Genomic DNA, 14,176 nt, shown 5'->3' with positions numbered 1-14,176 from the left:
GTTCCCGCTTCTCCTGCTCGACGGGCGTATACCCGCCCCGCTGCGCGTACCTCACGATCCCGTCGTACCGCAGGGATCACGAACCGTCACGACCCCGCAGGCTCTACGAGTTCAACCTGAGTAGCATGTTCGAGCCCATGGTGAGCACACCGCCATGGTCCGCCCACTACCGAGAAAGCATGTCTCCAGCGCAAAGAGCGACCCGACCAATCGACATCTAAAAATCGGCCAACCAATTGATACCCAGAGAATCGCGGGAATTTTCGCGGATACGATCCAGATTTCCCTTCGCCACTTGGTGGCAGCCGCGGACGGTGCTGTGGACCGCGGCGGGTGTAGTGGTCCTCGGATTCCTCCTCGCTTTGGAGGTCGCCGCGCGCCACTACGGCCTGCCGGGGCCGCTCACGACCCAGGTGCAGGAGGTGGTACTGCCGCCCAAATCGGGGTTCCTCCTGTACGGCAGCATGGCGTTGATGATGGTGGTGCTCACCCGTCGGGAACGGTTCATCGCGGCGGGTACCGCGATCGGCATCGACATCGTCTTCCTGCTGGCGCGGTGGGCGTGCGACATCAAGGTGACCCACGGCCATCACCCTTTCGGCAACGGCGCGTTGTGGGTGATCCTGGGCTGTGCGGTCATCGCTGTCACGCGCCGCACCGGCCAGGATCGTGTCCTGCTGCTGAAGGGTGTCGGCCTCGCCCTGCTGCTGGTGGCCGGCCGCAAGACCGGTGACACCTGGCTGCTCATCACGTCGAAGACGCGCCTGATGGTGCTCGACCAGTACGTGGCGACCGCCGATCACGCGCTGGGCAATCCGTCATGGCTGGTGGGCCGGGTGGTCAAGGCCAGCGGCCCGTTCGGCTTCCACCTTCTCGACCTCGTCTACGGTCAACTCGCGGTGGCCGCTGTCATCGTGACGATGTACCAACTGCGCCACGTGGCCGCCGAGCGCCGCTTCCCGGACCATCACCTGGTGCGCACGTTTCTGCTGATCGGTCTCCTCGGGCCTGCCATCTACATGATCTTCCCGGTGGTCGGACCGATCTTCGCCTACGGCGCCGGCACCGACCACTGGCCGTCGCCCGACCTGGGTCCGGAGGCGCTGCCCACCGTGCACTGGGCGGTGGCCGACCTCTGGCCGGGCACGGCCCCGCCGCTCAACACCCCGCACCCGATGCCGTTCGACGCGTTCACCCCACGCAACTGCATGCCCAGCCTGCACACGGCGTGGGCCACCGCGATCTTCATCCATTCCCGGAAGGGCCCACGGGCTCTGCGCTTCGCCGGCGCGTTCTGGCTGATCGCGACGATCTGCGCCACGCTGGGATTCGGCTACCACTACGGCGCGGACCTCATCGCCGGCGCGGTGTTCACGCTCACGATCGAGGCAGCTCTGCGCGCGCACGCCCGCGGCTGGGAGCGATCGGGAATCCAGCTGGTCGCATACGGCGCAACGGTCTTTGCCGCGCTCCTGATGTCGTACCGCTATCTGCCGATGGAAATGGCCAGGCACCCCTGGGCGTTCGGGCCGCTTCTCATTCTGGCGATGCTCTCAGTGATCTACGGCTATCTACGGACCACCAGAGCGTGGGAACCGACGCTCGCCCCGGCACGGCAACTGGAACCGCAACCCGAACCGGCGTGACATGAGCGCGATGCCCCGGTCGGTCGGACCGGGGCCGTGCGTTCAGCTCCAGCCGTAGCGCTCCGCCAGCCGATGCCGCACCAGGTTGAACCGCCCGCGGTCCAGGGCGCAGGCCTCCCGGCGCATACCGTCCTCGTGCAGCCGCAGCACCCGGTCCACGTCGATCCAGGAATCCCGCCCGGACCGGTCCCAGGGCCCGCTGCCGATCGCCACCCACTCCCGGTCGCCGTCGTGCCGCTTGCTGGACAGCTGCACGGCGAGCAGGGTGCCGGCGCTCTCGCGGGCGACGACGAGCACCGGGCGGTCCTTGCCGCGGCCGTCGTTCTCCTCGAAGGGCACCCAGGTCCACACGATCTCGCCGGGGTCGGGATCGCCGTCGTGCGCGGGGGAGTACTCGGTGCGCACACTGCCGACCTGGCGGGGGTCGGCCTCGGTGGTGGCGGTGGGGCCGAAGCGGCCCGGGACGTTCTCATCGGTAAACGCAGTCACGGGGGCACCTTAGAGGGGTGGGGGCAACTCAGCAGGCCGGGGGCCCTCCAAAGGGAGGGCCCCCGGGACTGCTGCCGTACCGCCGACGGTCCGGCTATCCCTCCTTCTCCACCGGTACCTTCTGCGACGGCGGTGCCGCGATCCCGTTCAGGGACGGCGAAGTCCCGTGCGGGGTCTGCCCGTTCTGGTTCATCGAGGCCAGCAGCTGGCGGGCCAGGCCGAGACCGGTGCCGCCCATGGTGAGCGCCTTGGCGAGCATGTCGGCCATGCCGTCCGCGCCGTTGAGCACCACCATGTTGTCGACGCTGCCGAACGCGGACGCGCCCGCCTTGACGATCTCCGGCCAGTTCTCGGCGAGTTGCTGGGCGACGACCGCCTCCTGGTTCTCGGCGAGGGCCGCGGCCCTCGCCTTGATGGCCTCAGCCTCGGCCAGACCCTTGGCCTTCGTCGCCTCGGCGTCCGCCAGACCCTTGGCCTGCGCGGCGGCCGCCTCGGCCTCACCGGTGGCCCTGGTCGCTGTTGCGGCCGCGGCACCCCGCGCCTTGGTCGCCTCGGCCTCCGCGCCCGCGGCCGTCTTGACCCGGGTCGCCTCGGCGGCGGCCGCCAGCTCGGTCTCCTTCGCCTTGGCCTGCGCCGCCGAGATCCGCGCGTCGCGCTCGGCCTCGGCCAGGGTGCGCTTCTCGTAGGCCTTGGCGTCCGCGGGCTTGCGGACGTCCGCCTGGAGCTGCTGCTCCCGCCGGTGCGCCTCCAGTTCGGCGACCCGGGTCTCCTGGACGACGACCTCCTGCCGGGCCGCGGCGTCGGCGAGCGGACCCGCCTGCCGTGCCTGTGCGGCCGCCTTGTCCCGCTGGGCCTGGTAACCGGCCTGCAGGATCTCGCTGTCCCGGGTCGCCTCGGCCATCCGTGCGAACGACTGCTGCTCGGCCTCCGTGGCCAGCCGGTTCGACTCCGCCTGCGCGATCCGCGCGTCCCGCTGGACGGCGGAGGCGTGCGGTGCTGCCAGGTTCTGGATGTACCCCGTCGGGTCCTCGATCTCATGGATCTGCAGGGAGTCGACGATGAGCCCCAGCTTCTCCATCTCCGTGCCGCAGGCGGCCCGGGTCTGCGCGGTGAGCTTCTCCCGGTCGCGGATCATGTCCTCAACGGTCAACCCGCCGACGATGGACCGCAGATGACCGGCGAACACGTTGTGCACCCGCTCCGCCATCAGCTTCTGCTGGTCGAGGAAGCGGCGGGACGCGTTCGCGATCGACACGTAGTCGTCGCCCACCTTGAAGATGACCACGCCCCGCACCTTGAGCGGAATGCCCTGGTGGGTCACGCAGTCCACATGCAGTTCGGTCTCGTTCAGGTCGAGGGAGAGCTTGCGCACCGCCTGCACACCGGGCAGCACCAGCGTGCCGCGTCCGGTGACGATGCGGAATCCCATGCCCTCGCCGAGCCCCTCCGTCTTGTGCTTCGAGCCGGAGATGACGAGCGCCTCGTTGGGTTCCGCGACGCGCCACATGAGCTTGAACAGACCGATCAGAACGAGAATGGAGGCAACCACCACTCCCGCAACGACGCCGACGATCATCGGCATACGCCCCCTTTGCATGGTGCCCTTTCGGCACCGAACGAAGGGAGTGTGCTCCTGCGCGAGGCAGGTGAGAAGACGCCCGCGAATCCTTGTCGTTTTCTTGACGCCCGCCTCTTGCAAAGGCTCTCACCTGGGGAGGAGCGTGCTCAACTGTCGTACGCGGCGGTGACGTAGACGGTCCTGGGCGGCAGATACTCGACGACCATCACGACCGTGCCCCGCTCGATCCTGTCGGTCCCGGCGGCGGCGTACGCGAGGAAGTGCTCGGCCCCGCCCCGCACCCGGACGATCACCTCGCCGACGAGCCCGGGCCCGACCGTACCGGTGACCCGCCCCATCAGCCCGACCATCGACGCATCGTCCATGGCCACAGGGTACGGGCCGAACCCGCCTACGCCGCCGGGGAATCCGTGACGGCCTGCTGCGGCGGCCACACCTGGTGCCAGCGCAGCTCCGCCTCCAACTGTGCGGCGAGGGAGATCAGCAACGGCTCGCTGCCGGCGGGCCCGAGCAACTGCGCCCCGACGGGCAGCCCGCCGCTCACGAACCCGGCGGGCACGTTGATCCCGGGCCACCCCAGCACGTTCCACGGCCAGGCGTAGGGGCACGCGGCGATCATCGCGCGATCGGTGGCGAAGCCGCTCAGCGGCAGCATCGCGCCGATGCGCGGCGGGGGAGCGGCGGTCGTCGGCGCGAGGACGACGTCGTACGACTCGAAGAATCCGCCGATACGACGGTGCAACAACGCCTCCGCACGCCGCGCCGCCCTCAGCGGCACCCCGCCGAGCAGCCGGCCCAGTCGGGCGGCGTCACGGGTGCGCGGATCGAGGAGCGCGGGGAAGGGAGCCTCGCTGACACGCTCGGCGATGCCGGCGGTGGCGCGGGGGACGAAGGTGAGCCCGATCTGCCCGTAGGGCGGGTCGTCCTCCTCCACGGCATGCCCCAACCCGCTCAGTTTCTCGGCGAGTTGGAGCACCCTGGTGCGTACCTCCGGCTGGAGGCGTGCGGGCACGGCGGTGAACGGCGGCTTGAGGGAGAGCGCGATGCGCAGCCGCCCGGGCTCGCGGCCCACCGCCTCGGAGGCGCTGATGGCCGCAGGCCGGTGCGGATCGCGCTCATGGTTGCCGCTCGCCGCATCGAGCAGCAGGGCCGCGTCCGCGACCGTGCGGGCCAGGGTGCCGTTGACGGTGATGCCCTGGAAGGACTCGCCGCGCGGCCAGGTGGAGATGCGGCCGCGCTGCGGCTTGATGCCGACGAGGTGGGTCCAGGAAGCCGGGATGCGCACGGATCCGGCGCCGTCCGAGCCAAGGGCGGCGGGCACCAGCCCGGCGGCGACGGCGGCGGCCGACCCACCGGACGAGCCACCGGGAGTGTGCTCCGGCTGCCACGGATTGCGGGTCGCGCCGAAGGCGGGCCCCTCGGTGAAGGGCCACTGCCCGAACTCGCACGTGTTGGTCTTGCCCACGACGACGGCCCCGGCCGCCCGCAACCGCCGTACGGCCTCGCAGTCCTGCGCGACCGGCGGGAACTCCCCGCCGCAGCCGAAGGCGGTGGGCTCGCCGGCCACGTCCATGTCGTCCTTGACGGCGACGGGCACGCCGAGCAGCGGTTTGCGCACCCCGGCGGCCAGTTGCCCGTCCGCCGCGTCGGCCTCGGCGAGGGCGGCCTCGGCCCGCACGATCCGGAAGGCGTTGAGCGAGGGCTGCGTCGCGCCGATCCGGGCGAGGGCCTGTTCGACCAGTGCCCGGGAGGTGGTTTCCCCTGCGGCGAGTGCTCGGGCGGACTCCGCCAGGCCTGTGGCACGGTCGAGCGTCATGCGGGACACCTCCGGGACGGCGTTGTCTACTGAACGGTAACGTCCAGCGGGTCCCTACGGTACGGAATCTCGAACATCCCTTCCCTTGCCGGGGGCCGGCCCCCGGCCGAGGGGGACGCATCGGCCGAGGGCCTCGCAGAGCAGCGCGACGCGCTCATCCAGGCGTTCATCGCAGCGAGGCGGTGAGGCCGTTCCAGCCGGGCACTCGTACGGCTCACAGTCGGTGAGGTGAGGGTGGTTCCCCCCGACCGTGTCCGAGACCGCGACCGCCGCACGGGCGGGCCGCAGCCGGCGCAGGCGCCAGGAGACGTCCAAGGGCAACCTCGCGGCCAAGGCGGTCGACGGGGAGACCTCCACCCGCTGGTGCGCCGACGACGGCAGCACCGGCCACTGGCTCAAGGTCGACCTCGGCTCCACCCGCTCGCTGACCGGAACCCGGATCGCCTGGGAACTGGACAAGACCAACTACCGGTACAAGATCGAGGGCTCCACCGACAACACCACGTGGACCATGCTCGTCGACAACACCGCCACCGCCGGCACCGGCCAGGTCCAGGCGGCCGCGTTCCGGGCCCAGGCCCGCTACATCCGCGTCACCGTCACCGGGCTGCCGGCCGGCGCATGGGCGTCCATCCGCACTCTGGAGGTCTACGACCGCCCCTTCAGCGCCGACCTCGGCACCTACAAACTGATCAACCGCAACAGCACCAAGGTGCTCGATGTGGCCGACGCCTCGACCGCCGACGGCGCCGGGCTCATCCAGTGGCCCTGGACCGGCGGGACCAACCAGCAGTGGACCCTCCTGCCGAACACCGACGGCTCCTTCCGGCTGCGCAACATCAAGAGCGGCAAGGTCCTGCAGAGCCCCGACAGCACGCAGGGCGCGACCCTGACCCAGGGGAGCGATATCGGCGACGACACCCAGGGATGGAAGCTGGTCCCCTCCACCACCAGCGGCTACTACCGGCTCGTCAACGTCCACACCGGATGGTGCGCCGACATATCCGGTGCATCGACCGCGAACCGCGCCAGTGTCATCCAGTGGCCCGTCACCGGCGGCGCCAACCAGGACTGGCAACTCGTCGCCCTCTGACCGGCAGCTCATGGAGCCGTGCCGCACAGCGTCACGGCTCCGCCCGCACCTGCGGAAGTACTGGATACACAGGTCCGGGGGCGGAGGTGAACAGGGTTTCGGCGCTCCGGTCCCCGTCGGGGTTGTCGAACGTGTGCGGGGTGCCGATGGGCGTGGTGACCAGCCTGCCGGGCCGACGCGGTGGGTCTCGTGGCCGGTGGTGAATTCGACGGTGCCGGAGACAACGTCCGCGATGCCGAGCTGGTGGCCGGTAGTCATGGCCGAGAGCATGGGCATCGTGCTTACTAACTTGTAAGTTAGATCCATGACGACGATCACGGGCGTGGGGTTGTACGGAGAGGTGACCCGGCGCGCCGTATTGGTCGCCTGGCGTTTCACCGGCACCCTCGCCGGCACCGCGCAGCGCGTGGAGTTCCATGGCGACGACCGACTGGAGCTTGGCGAGGACGGCTTGATCCACGCCTACCGGTGCCTGTACGACCAGCGTTTCGTCCTCCGCCAGATCAAGGGCGCGGCGGCCGGGTCGTGAACGCGGATGCCACCGCCCGTAAGCCGGCGGCGGTACGGCGGGCGGAGATCATCACGGCCGCCGACGCCGAGTTCGCGGCGAACGGTCTGGGGGGGCGCGGCTGGAGGCGATCGGCGCGCGGGCAGGTATCTCGCATCCACGCATCGTGCAGATGTTCGGCTCGAAGCGTGAGCTGTTCCTTGAAGTGGTGCACGCGGCCTTCGACAGGATCGAGACCACGTTCGAGAACGCCGACCACACGCTCCCGGCACTCGGCGCTGCCTACGGGCGGCTCCTGCAGAACGAGCGCACGGTCGGACTCGTCGTCCTTCACGGGTATGCGGCGGCCGCGGACGAGACGGTGCGGGAAGCGGTGCGGCGACGTCATCTCGGTTTGCAACGGTTGGTCGCGCGCCTGACGGGCGGTGACGCTCTGCAAGTGCGGACGTTCTTCGCCACCGGTCTGATCGTGACGGTGTCCACGCTTCTGGACCTGACTGAGCAACGCGCTGACGCCGCGTGGAGTGCTTGGATTCTCGACCTTGCGGCCCCGCCGGGTGAGGACGCCGAGAGGTGAGTGGCTGCCCGGCAGGAGGGCCGGCCGTGGGTGCTGGACCCGTGCCGGTGCCGGTGCCGGTGGCGGTCAAGTCGGTCGGCGGCCCCACCGTCCGGCCCATGCCGTCTCCTTTGGGCCCGCATCCTCGGAGCGCCGCTGTGGCGATCTGCGGGTCGGTCGTCAGTGGGAAGGCAGCCGCGTCCTTGCATCGGCTGCCGCTCCGAAGTAGTCGCCGCCCTTGCGTTTGACGTCGTCCGTACCCCAGGCCTGCTCACCCCCCGCGGCCGTACCGCCGTCTCCGTCCGCGTTCTGCCGCAGCGGTGCCCTGACCAGCCGGGGTATGTGCTTCGAGCAGTGGATGTAGGTTTCCTCGACCTCCACCTCCACCCACATCTGGGGCCGGCGGCCCGGCACCGGATCAACTGGCAGGTGCGGATGCCTCCGGCGCATGGCCTCGTCAGTGGCCAACTGCGCCCTGCCGTTGACATGCAGGCCGATACGGTCCTGGGAGAAGTCGATCATCAGGATGCCGACGTGCGGGTTCTCCCGGATGTTGCCGAGCGAGGCCATGACGCCGTTCCCGCGGTACTCCGGGTACGCCAGGGTCGTGTCATCGAGTACCCGGAGGAAACCGGGCGGTCCGGCCCGGAACGTGTTGTCGCACTCGCCGTGGCTGTCCGCCGTGGCGAGGAAGAACATCTCCTGGCGGGCAACGAACTCCTGCATCTGCGGGTTCAGCCGGTCCAGTACCTGCTCGTCGTAGAAGCGGTCCGCGCGGCCGAGGGTGCCCAGCTCACGCTGCATCCGGTGCTCGCCGTGGCTTCCGGGTCGGTCCATACGCTCGTCGTGATCCAACGATCCTCCTGACAGCGATTTCTTCAGGGCACCAGCCGCGGAGCGCCACCGGCCGCGTAGGAGAGAGTAGAACAGGTCGCTCGCACGGCTCTTCGAGGGGCAGCCGCGGGCCCTCGCCCGATGATCTGCCTGCATGGCAGACCGTCCAGCACGACGGCGACCGGCTCACCTGTGCGGCGGTCCAGGTCAGCAGAGGCCCTGACGTGCGGAGACCGGCTTGCCGAAGACGGAAAGGGCTGTACGTCCTGGCCCGCACCGGCGACTCACCCCGCCCGGTAGTGCGCCGTCGCTCGCCCTGCCGGTCGCGGCACCGACCACCGAGCCCTCGTGCAGTCGCAGGACGAATGCCAGATCATCGGCGGCTGGCTGGCTGGCTGGCTCCCACAGCGCCTCCGAGGCCGCGCTGCGCTCGCAGATCAACTCCCTGCGACTGGACTTGCAGCCGCGCGGCATCGCTGTCACCGGACTCCACGTGGGTTACGCGGACACGCACCTGACGGCGGACGTCGACGCACACTGTGTCGGAGGGACGTGGGATGGCGGCGGCAGACGAGACCCTGCCACCACCATCACCTTCGGAACAGGGAGACTTTTCTCCCCTCCCATCCGGATCCGACGCACGGACGCCGGCACGGACGCAAGCAGCCCGGCTCAACCCCCGGTGACAAAGACGCCCCCAGGAGCTGAGTCTTTGTGAGCACTGCCCGAACGGGCCGTCCTCGCGGTCCTACGGTCCGGCCATGGACACGAGCCGGAGCAGAGGAAGAACCGCGAAGACCCTGCGCAGCACCGTGCTGGCGGTGCTGCTGACCAGCGGGGCGATCACCGTGACCGCCCCGGACGCCCGGGGGGACAGTGCGCGAACCGAGACGCCCGTGGCGGTGACAAGTGCGGTCGCGGGAGTGATCGAGTCGGTGGTGCGGGTGAAGATCCCGCTGCCGGCGTCCTTCGGTGCCCGTCCGGCGGCGTGCGACTGGCTGTCGTATCTGCGTTACCGCTCCTCCGACGGACCACAGGCATCCGCCGACGCCGACCGGATCCTCGTCGCCCAGCCGGGCATCCTGGAGGGCGCGGGAGCCTTCGACAGCGTCGCCCGCAACACCGTGGCGCGCGCCGCCCGGCAGGGGCGGCACATCGAGTTCTGGGCCCTGGACCGGCGCTCCAACTGTCTGGAGGACCGCACCGGCATCGCCTCCGGCGACCAGCACACGGCCGTCGACTACTACTACCGCGGCGAACAGGTCGGCGGCCGCACCTTCGCCGGGTTCGTGGGCAACGACCGGCTGGGATGGATGGCGAAGCTCGGTATCGAGCAGACCGTGCGCGATCAGTACGAACTGCTCGCCGCCGAGTTGCCCGACCAGGGGCTGCGCAAGCAGAAGGTGCTGTGCGGGGGACACTCCCTCGGCGGCGTGATCACCGGCTACTTCGCCGCCGCCGACTTCGACGGCGACCCCGGCACCACGAGCGACGCCGGATACAACCAGTGCGGCGGGTACTTCGCCCTCGACACCACCGTCTCCACCACCCTCGGCGACCTGAGCGGCAGCGTGCCGGACGACACCAACCTGCCCGACGTGGGCGTCGGTTACGGCGCCGTGCAGGCCGGTCTCGACAGCGGAGTGCTGCCCCGCTCACTGTCGGCGCCGGTCCTGCTCAACCCCGAGACGATGACGCTGCTGGCCATCGCCGGGGTGGGCGCCGTACAGGATCCGGGCGGCGAGGCCGACCTGCCCGCCTATCTGCCGGCCGACACCGACATCGAGGCCACCAACCGCTTCCTGTTCTCCAAGGACACCGCAACCTTCCTCACCGGTTCTCCCGCGGTGAAGGACTTCCGGCTCACCAACGCGGCGGTCCTCGGCGCACTCCTGGACGACAACTCCGTACCGCTGGCGTTCCTGCGGAGCAGCGTCGGCTTCTTCGACGGCGGACCGATCACCGACAAGAACTTCCCCGCTGCCAACGGCAGTTCGCAGCAGCCGGGCCTGTTCGGCGTCGAGTACAAGGCCATCCCGGCCCAGCCGCACGGCCCGCTCTACACATGGCGCAATTACGACCGTGTCGGCGCCGCCGACGACCCGGGTTACCGGTCGGCCGACGGCACGCCGTTCACCAGCGCGGGCAAGGAGGTCACGGACATGGGGGAGCTGGCCCGCAGCCTGGCCCGGCAGCCGCTGGACTTCACCGAGCAGTACTTCCCGACCAAGCTGGTCACCGACCTCGAACTGGCCACCTCCCCGCAGGTGAAGCAGCTGGTCGTGCACCCCGAGGGGCTGACCGTCAACCCGACGCTCACCGTGCTCGCGGGCGACGGGCTGCTGGCGGGCCGCATCCCGGCCGGCCTCCACCCGGTGGTCGCCGACGGCTACCAGCATCTCGACGTGCTCACCGCTGCCGCCGTGCAGAACAACGGGCGGCCCGAGCCTGTCTCCACCAACCTCGCGCAGTTCGCGGGGAAGCCCAAGTAACCGTATCCGCACAGGCGACGGGTCCGGGAGGGAATCCTCCCGGGCCCGTCCTGCGTGGCCGACCGCTCAGACCTTGGTCGCGGCGAAGGCGGCCGCCGCGTCGGCGTCGGAGGTGTAGCCGAGGTGCGCGAGGACGTCGGTGCCGCCGTTCTCGCAGATGGGGTCGCCCTTGGCGCAGAAGTCGATGGTGCGGCTCTGGTAGGTGCCGGTGACGCTCTTGCCGAGAGCCCGGATCGGGTTGCCGAACAGCAGCACCGCGGCGACCCTCGGTTCGAGTGCGGCGGGGATGGTGGCCACGATGGGGCTGCCGACCACCGCGCCGTCGCTGCTGATTCCTATGGAGTTGTCGACGACGTTCGCGCCCTGCGAATAGCCGACGAGAACGAAACGCTGGTTGGGGCAGGCAACCGCCTGGCTGTTGACGTGATTCACCAGGTCGGCATTTCCCTGCGCGGCCGAGGTGAAGGAGAGGTCGGCGGGGTAATTCACTTTGTAGCTGCTCAGGTTCTTGCCCGTCAGTTTCTTCTGCAGGGCGGAATACACCGGGTCGCCGACGATCGCGCCCAGCGTGCCCGGCTCGAAGGTGCCGCGAGCCGCGACGACGTCGATGTCCGAGCAGGTGGCAGCCGATGCCGTGGGTGCCGAGACGGTGGCCACTCCGGCCGCCCCGCCGATCAGCGAGAGCGTGGCGAGGCACAAGCGAATACGCATGGGGATCCTTTGAGGGTGGGGCGCGTCGCGCGCGCCTGCGGAAAAGGACGTCCCGAACGTATTCGCTTTTCTTGACCGGGTGTTATGTATGGTAATTCAGAAATTCTGCGATTTCTTGAGGCGAGGTGAGTCGGTGGGAATTGCCCGCAGTGTCTACTCGGAGGGTGTTTCCTGCTCCCGCAGTTCCTCGGCGCGCAGGGCCAGGATGAGGTCCAGACGGGTGCCTGGCTCGTGCAGGGCGTCCCCGAAGAGCTTCTCCAGCTGGCGCAGGCGGTAGCGGACCGTCTGCGGGTGGATGTGCAGGCGGGCGGCGACGTCGGGCACGTTGCTGCCGCTGAGCAGCCAGGCCAGCAGCGTCTCGGCGAGCCGGGGCCGCTGCCCCTCGGAGACAGTGTCCAGCGGTGCGAGGACGCGCGTCTCCAACTGGGCCAGCAGCGGCTCGTCCCCGTGCAGCAGCAGGGTCGAGAGGTGGTCGGCGCACCGCACGACGCCCTGCCGGGGCAGGATCCCACGCCCCATCAGCCGCAGCGCTCTGGCGGCCCAGCGCAGCGACTGGGCGGCCTCGGTGAGCGGCACCGTCGGGCCGATCGCCGCCGGGCGCCCGCGCAGCGCGAGAGTGAACGCCCGACCGCCGAAGCGGCCCGAACCGTCCGGATCGGGCAGCAGCATCCTCGGCGGCCGGGCCCCCATGTCCACCAGAGCCCCCGCGCCCGCCAGCGGCCGCTCCTCCTCGCGCTGGTCCGCAGGGGCCGCCAGCGCGACGACCGCGACCTGCCGGGGCACCGACCAACGGGCGCCGTGCGCGAGATCCTGCACGGCCTCCAACGACACCGGCCCCTCACCCAGCAGCAGCTCCAGCAGACGCCTGCGCCGCCGCTCCAGCTCGTCCGTGCTGCGCAGCCGGCCCTCGGCGTAGCCGGCCGCGGCCGCCTCGGCCACCTCGTGCACGGTCCGGAACGCCAGCTCGCCCAGCGCCGCCACCACCGCCGAGTCCAGCCCCAACTCCTCCGCCGTACGGCCCATCAGCCGCCAGGCGTGCATGCCCCCGATCCGCAGCGCGGACTGCAGAGCGTCCAGACTGCGGTCCTCCAGGGCCACACCGCGCCCGAGCTCGTAGTACGTCGAGGCGATCGCGTCGCTCCGGCCGCGCGGGTCGGCGATGTGGTCGACGAACAGGGTCAGCGCATGCACCACCCCGGCCCGCAGGTTCCTGGCGTACATGCCGTCAGCGGGGCCCGCGTACTCGGGAACCTGCCTGCGGACCTCGTCCTCGACCTGGTCGGCGACCGCCTCCAGCTGGGCGCGCAGCGGTTCGGCGAGGCCGGCCGGCACCGAGGGGGACCCCGGACCGGCAGGCCCGCCGTGCGGGGTGGGGACGGCCATCGCGGACACTCCTTTCCACCGGAACCGGCTCACCCGCGGAGTGTTTCCCGTGGGGCGGGGGACAAGTCCTGTGTTGGACGTTCGTCCCCCGCGCTCCGTTCCGTGCCCGGACGGCACCGACATCACTCCGGCAGTCCCAGCGCACCGGCGAGCATCGGCCACGACGCGGTGAACTCCGGTTTCCAGTACGCCCAGCTGTGTCCTCCTCCTGCGTAGAAGTGCGTGGTGACCGGGATGCCCATGCGGGCGAGCGTGTCGGTGAAGCTGTGGGCGGAGGGCCACAGGGCACTCTCCAGCGCCTCGGGGAGCCAGTCGCCGGTCCCGCCGACCACTCCGCTGCCGTTGGAGACGTACAGGGGAGTGCCGCGCAGCCCCGCGGCGCGGGCCCGCGGGTTGAAGCTCTGCCAGGTCAGGAGGTTCAGGATCGGGTTGCCCCACAAAGAGAGGGGTGCCAGGTTCTCGCGGGCCACGATGGCGTCGACGAGGGTGGGCACGCCGGGCGCGGTGGTGTCGAGGATGCCGCTGTAGGAGGCCGCGGCGGTGAACGCGCCCGGATGGCGGGCCGCGTGCGCCATGGCGCCGTAGCCACCGGTGGAGACTCCGGCGACGGCCCGCACCCCCGAGGCCCGGTAGTCGCGCTTCAGCATCGCCGGGACCTCGGTGAGCTGGAACGTCTCGTAGTCGGGACCGTTGAGCCAGGCGGTCGGAATGCCGGTGGGGCCGCCGTCCGGCATCGCCACGATCAGATCCCGGCCCTCGGTGAAGGCCTCGATGCCGGTCTCCCGGGTCCAGGACGTGTAGTCGTCATGGGCGCCGTGCAGCAGATACAGGACGGGGTAGGTCCTGCCCGGCTGCGTGGCGAAGCCGGACGGCAGGATCACCCGAACCGGGGCGCTGCGGCCCAGGGCGGCGGAGGTCACGGACACGTCGAAGGTGCGCGGCCCGAGCTGGGTCGCGGCCCGCGCGGTGCCGACGCCGGCACCGAACAGCGCGGCCAGACCGGCGCTCACCGCGGCCTTGGTGACGGTGCGCCGGGACACTCCGGCGGTGCGGTGGTGGTGGGGCATGG

Annotated in this window: 13 protein-coding genes and 1 pseudogene; 6 read left to right on the top strand and 8 right to left on the bottom strand. The window is 70.5% G+C overall.

The features are described from left to right. Nucleotides 1-314: 314 nt before the first annotated feature. Nucleotides 315-1,646, top strand: coding sequence for a phosphatase PAP2 family protein (locus tag LJ657_RS46375; RefSeq protein ID WP_232655764.1), 1,332 nt, complete (start codon nt 315-317; stop codon nt 1,644-1,646). Nucleotides 1,647-1,688: 42 nt separating this feature from the next. Here the strand turns inward: LJ657_RS46375 and LJ657_RS46370 are convergent, their stop codons facing one another. The 4 genes from LJ657_RS46370 to LJ657_RS46355 form a co-directional block, all read right to left on the bottom strand. Next, nucleotides 1,689-2,135 (bottom strand): type II toxin-antitoxin system PemK/MazF family toxin, encoded by a 447-nt coding sequence (locus tag LJ657_RS46370; protein ID WP_232655761.1) that lies wholly within the window; start codon nt 2,133-2,135, stop codon nt 1,689-1,691. 94 nt (nt 2,136-2,229) lie between these two features. After that, nucleotides 2,230-3,717: a flotillin family protein gene (locus LJ657_RS46365; RefSeq protein ID WP_232655760.1), complete on the bottom strand. Its 1,488-nt coding sequence runs from the start codon at nt 3,715-3,717 to the stop codon at nt 2,230-2,232. Nucleotides 3,718-3,860: 143 nt separating this feature from the next. Beyond that, nucleotides 3,861-4,079, bottom strand: a complete 219-nt coding sequence (locus tag LJ657_RS46360) for an NfeD C-terminal domain-containing protein (protein WP_232655759.1) — start codon at nt 4,077-4,079, stop codon at nt 3,861-3,863. Between the two features lie 26 nt (nt 4,080-4,105). Continuing rightward, the gene (locus LJ657_RS46355; protein WP_232655758.1) at nt 4,106-5,530 is read right to left on the bottom strand and encodes an amidase; all 1,425 of its coding nucleotides are present in this window, start codon (nt 5,528-5,530) and stop codon (nt 4,106-4,108) included. A 250-nt stretch (nt 5,531-5,780) separates the two neighbouring features. Here LJ657_RS46355 and LJ657_RS48840 point away from each other — a divergent pair, with 250 nt between their 5' ends. The 3 genes from LJ657_RS48840 to LJ657_RS46335 all read left to right on the top strand — a co-directional run bounded on the left by LJ657_RS48840 (nt 5,781) and on the right by LJ657_RS46335 (nt 7,708). Further along, nucleotides 5,781-6,623, top strand: a complete 843-nt coding sequence (locus LJ657_RS48840; protein ID WP_232655757.1) for an RICIN domain-containing protein — start codon at nt 5,781-5,783, stop codon at nt 6,621-6,623. A 304-nt stretch (nt 6,624-6,927) separates the two neighbouring features. Beyond that, on the top strand, nt 6,928-7,152 hold the full coding sequence (locus LJ657_RS46345; RefSeq protein WP_232655756.1) for a nuclear transport factor 2-like protein: 225 nt from the start codon (nt 6,928-6,930) through the stop codon (nt 7,150-7,152). Between the two features lie 145 nt (nt 7,153-7,297). Further along, nucleotides 7,298-7,708 (top strand): TetR/AcrR family transcriptional regulator, encoded by a 411-nt coding sequence (locus tag LJ657_RS46335; RefSeq protein ID WP_232655755.1) that lies wholly within the window; start codon nt 7,298-7,300, stop codon nt 7,706-7,708. 159 nt (nt 7,709-7,867) lie between these two features. Here LJ657_RS46335 and LJ657_RS46330 read toward each other — a convergent pair whose 3' ends face one another. Then, the gene (locus tag LJ657_RS46330) at nt 7,868-8,524 is read right to left on the bottom strand and encodes a pyridoxamine 5'-phosphate oxidase family protein (protein ID WP_232655754.1); all 657 of its coding nucleotides are present in this window, start codon (nt 8,522-8,524) and stop codon (nt 7,868-7,870) included. A 373-nt stretch (nt 8,525-8,897) separates the two neighbouring features. Between LJ657_RS46330 and LJ657_RS46325 the strand changes: the two are divergent. Then, a pseudogene (locus tag LJ657_RS46325) lies at nt 8,898-9,056 on the top strand (short-chain dehydrogenase); the annotation flags it as partial. A 226-nt stretch (nt 9,057-9,282) separates the two neighbouring features. Beyond that, nucleotides 9,283-11,013 carry a hypothetical protein gene (locus LJ657_RS46320; RefSeq protein ID WP_232655753.1) on the top strand — a complete coding sequence of 577 codons (1,731 nt, stop codon included), beginning with the start codon at nt 9,283-9,285 and terminating at the stop codon, nt 11,011-11,013. A 66-nt stretch (nt 11,014-11,079) separates the two neighbouring features. Here LJ657_RS46320 and LJ657_RS46315 read toward each other — a convergent pair whose 3' ends face one another. From LJ657_RS46315 to LJ657_RS46305, 3 genes are all read right to left on the bottom strand, one after another. Continuing rightward, nucleotides 11,080-11,724: a cutinase family protein gene (locus LJ657_RS46315; RefSeq protein WP_232655752.1), complete on the bottom strand. Its 645-nt coding sequence runs from the start codon at nt 11,722-11,724 to the stop codon at nt 11,080-11,082. A gap of 153 nt (nt 11,725-11,877) precedes the next feature. Next, the gene (locus LJ657_RS46310) at nt 11,878-13,107 is read right to left on the bottom strand and encodes a PucR family transcriptional regulator (protein WP_232655751.1); all 1,230 of its coding nucleotides are present in this window, start codon (nt 13,105-13,107) and stop codon (nt 11,878-11,880) included. A gap of 122 nt (nt 13,108-13,229) precedes the next feature. Then, nucleotides 13,230-14,174, bottom strand: a complete 945-nt coding sequence (locus tag LJ657_RS46305) for an alpha/beta hydrolase (RefSeq protein WP_232655750.1) — start codon at nt 14,172-14,174, stop codon at nt 13,230-13,232. Nucleotides 14,175-14,176 lie beyond the last annotated feature (2 nt).

The sequence above is a fragment of the Streptomyces guryensis genome, from assembly GCF_021261325.1.
GTDB lineage: Bacteria > Actinomycetota > Actinomycetes > Streptomycetales > Streptomycetaceae > Streptomyces > Streptomyces guryensis.
Note: the sequence above shows the minus strand (reverse complement) of the source record. Positions and strands in the feature narration are given on the sequence as shown.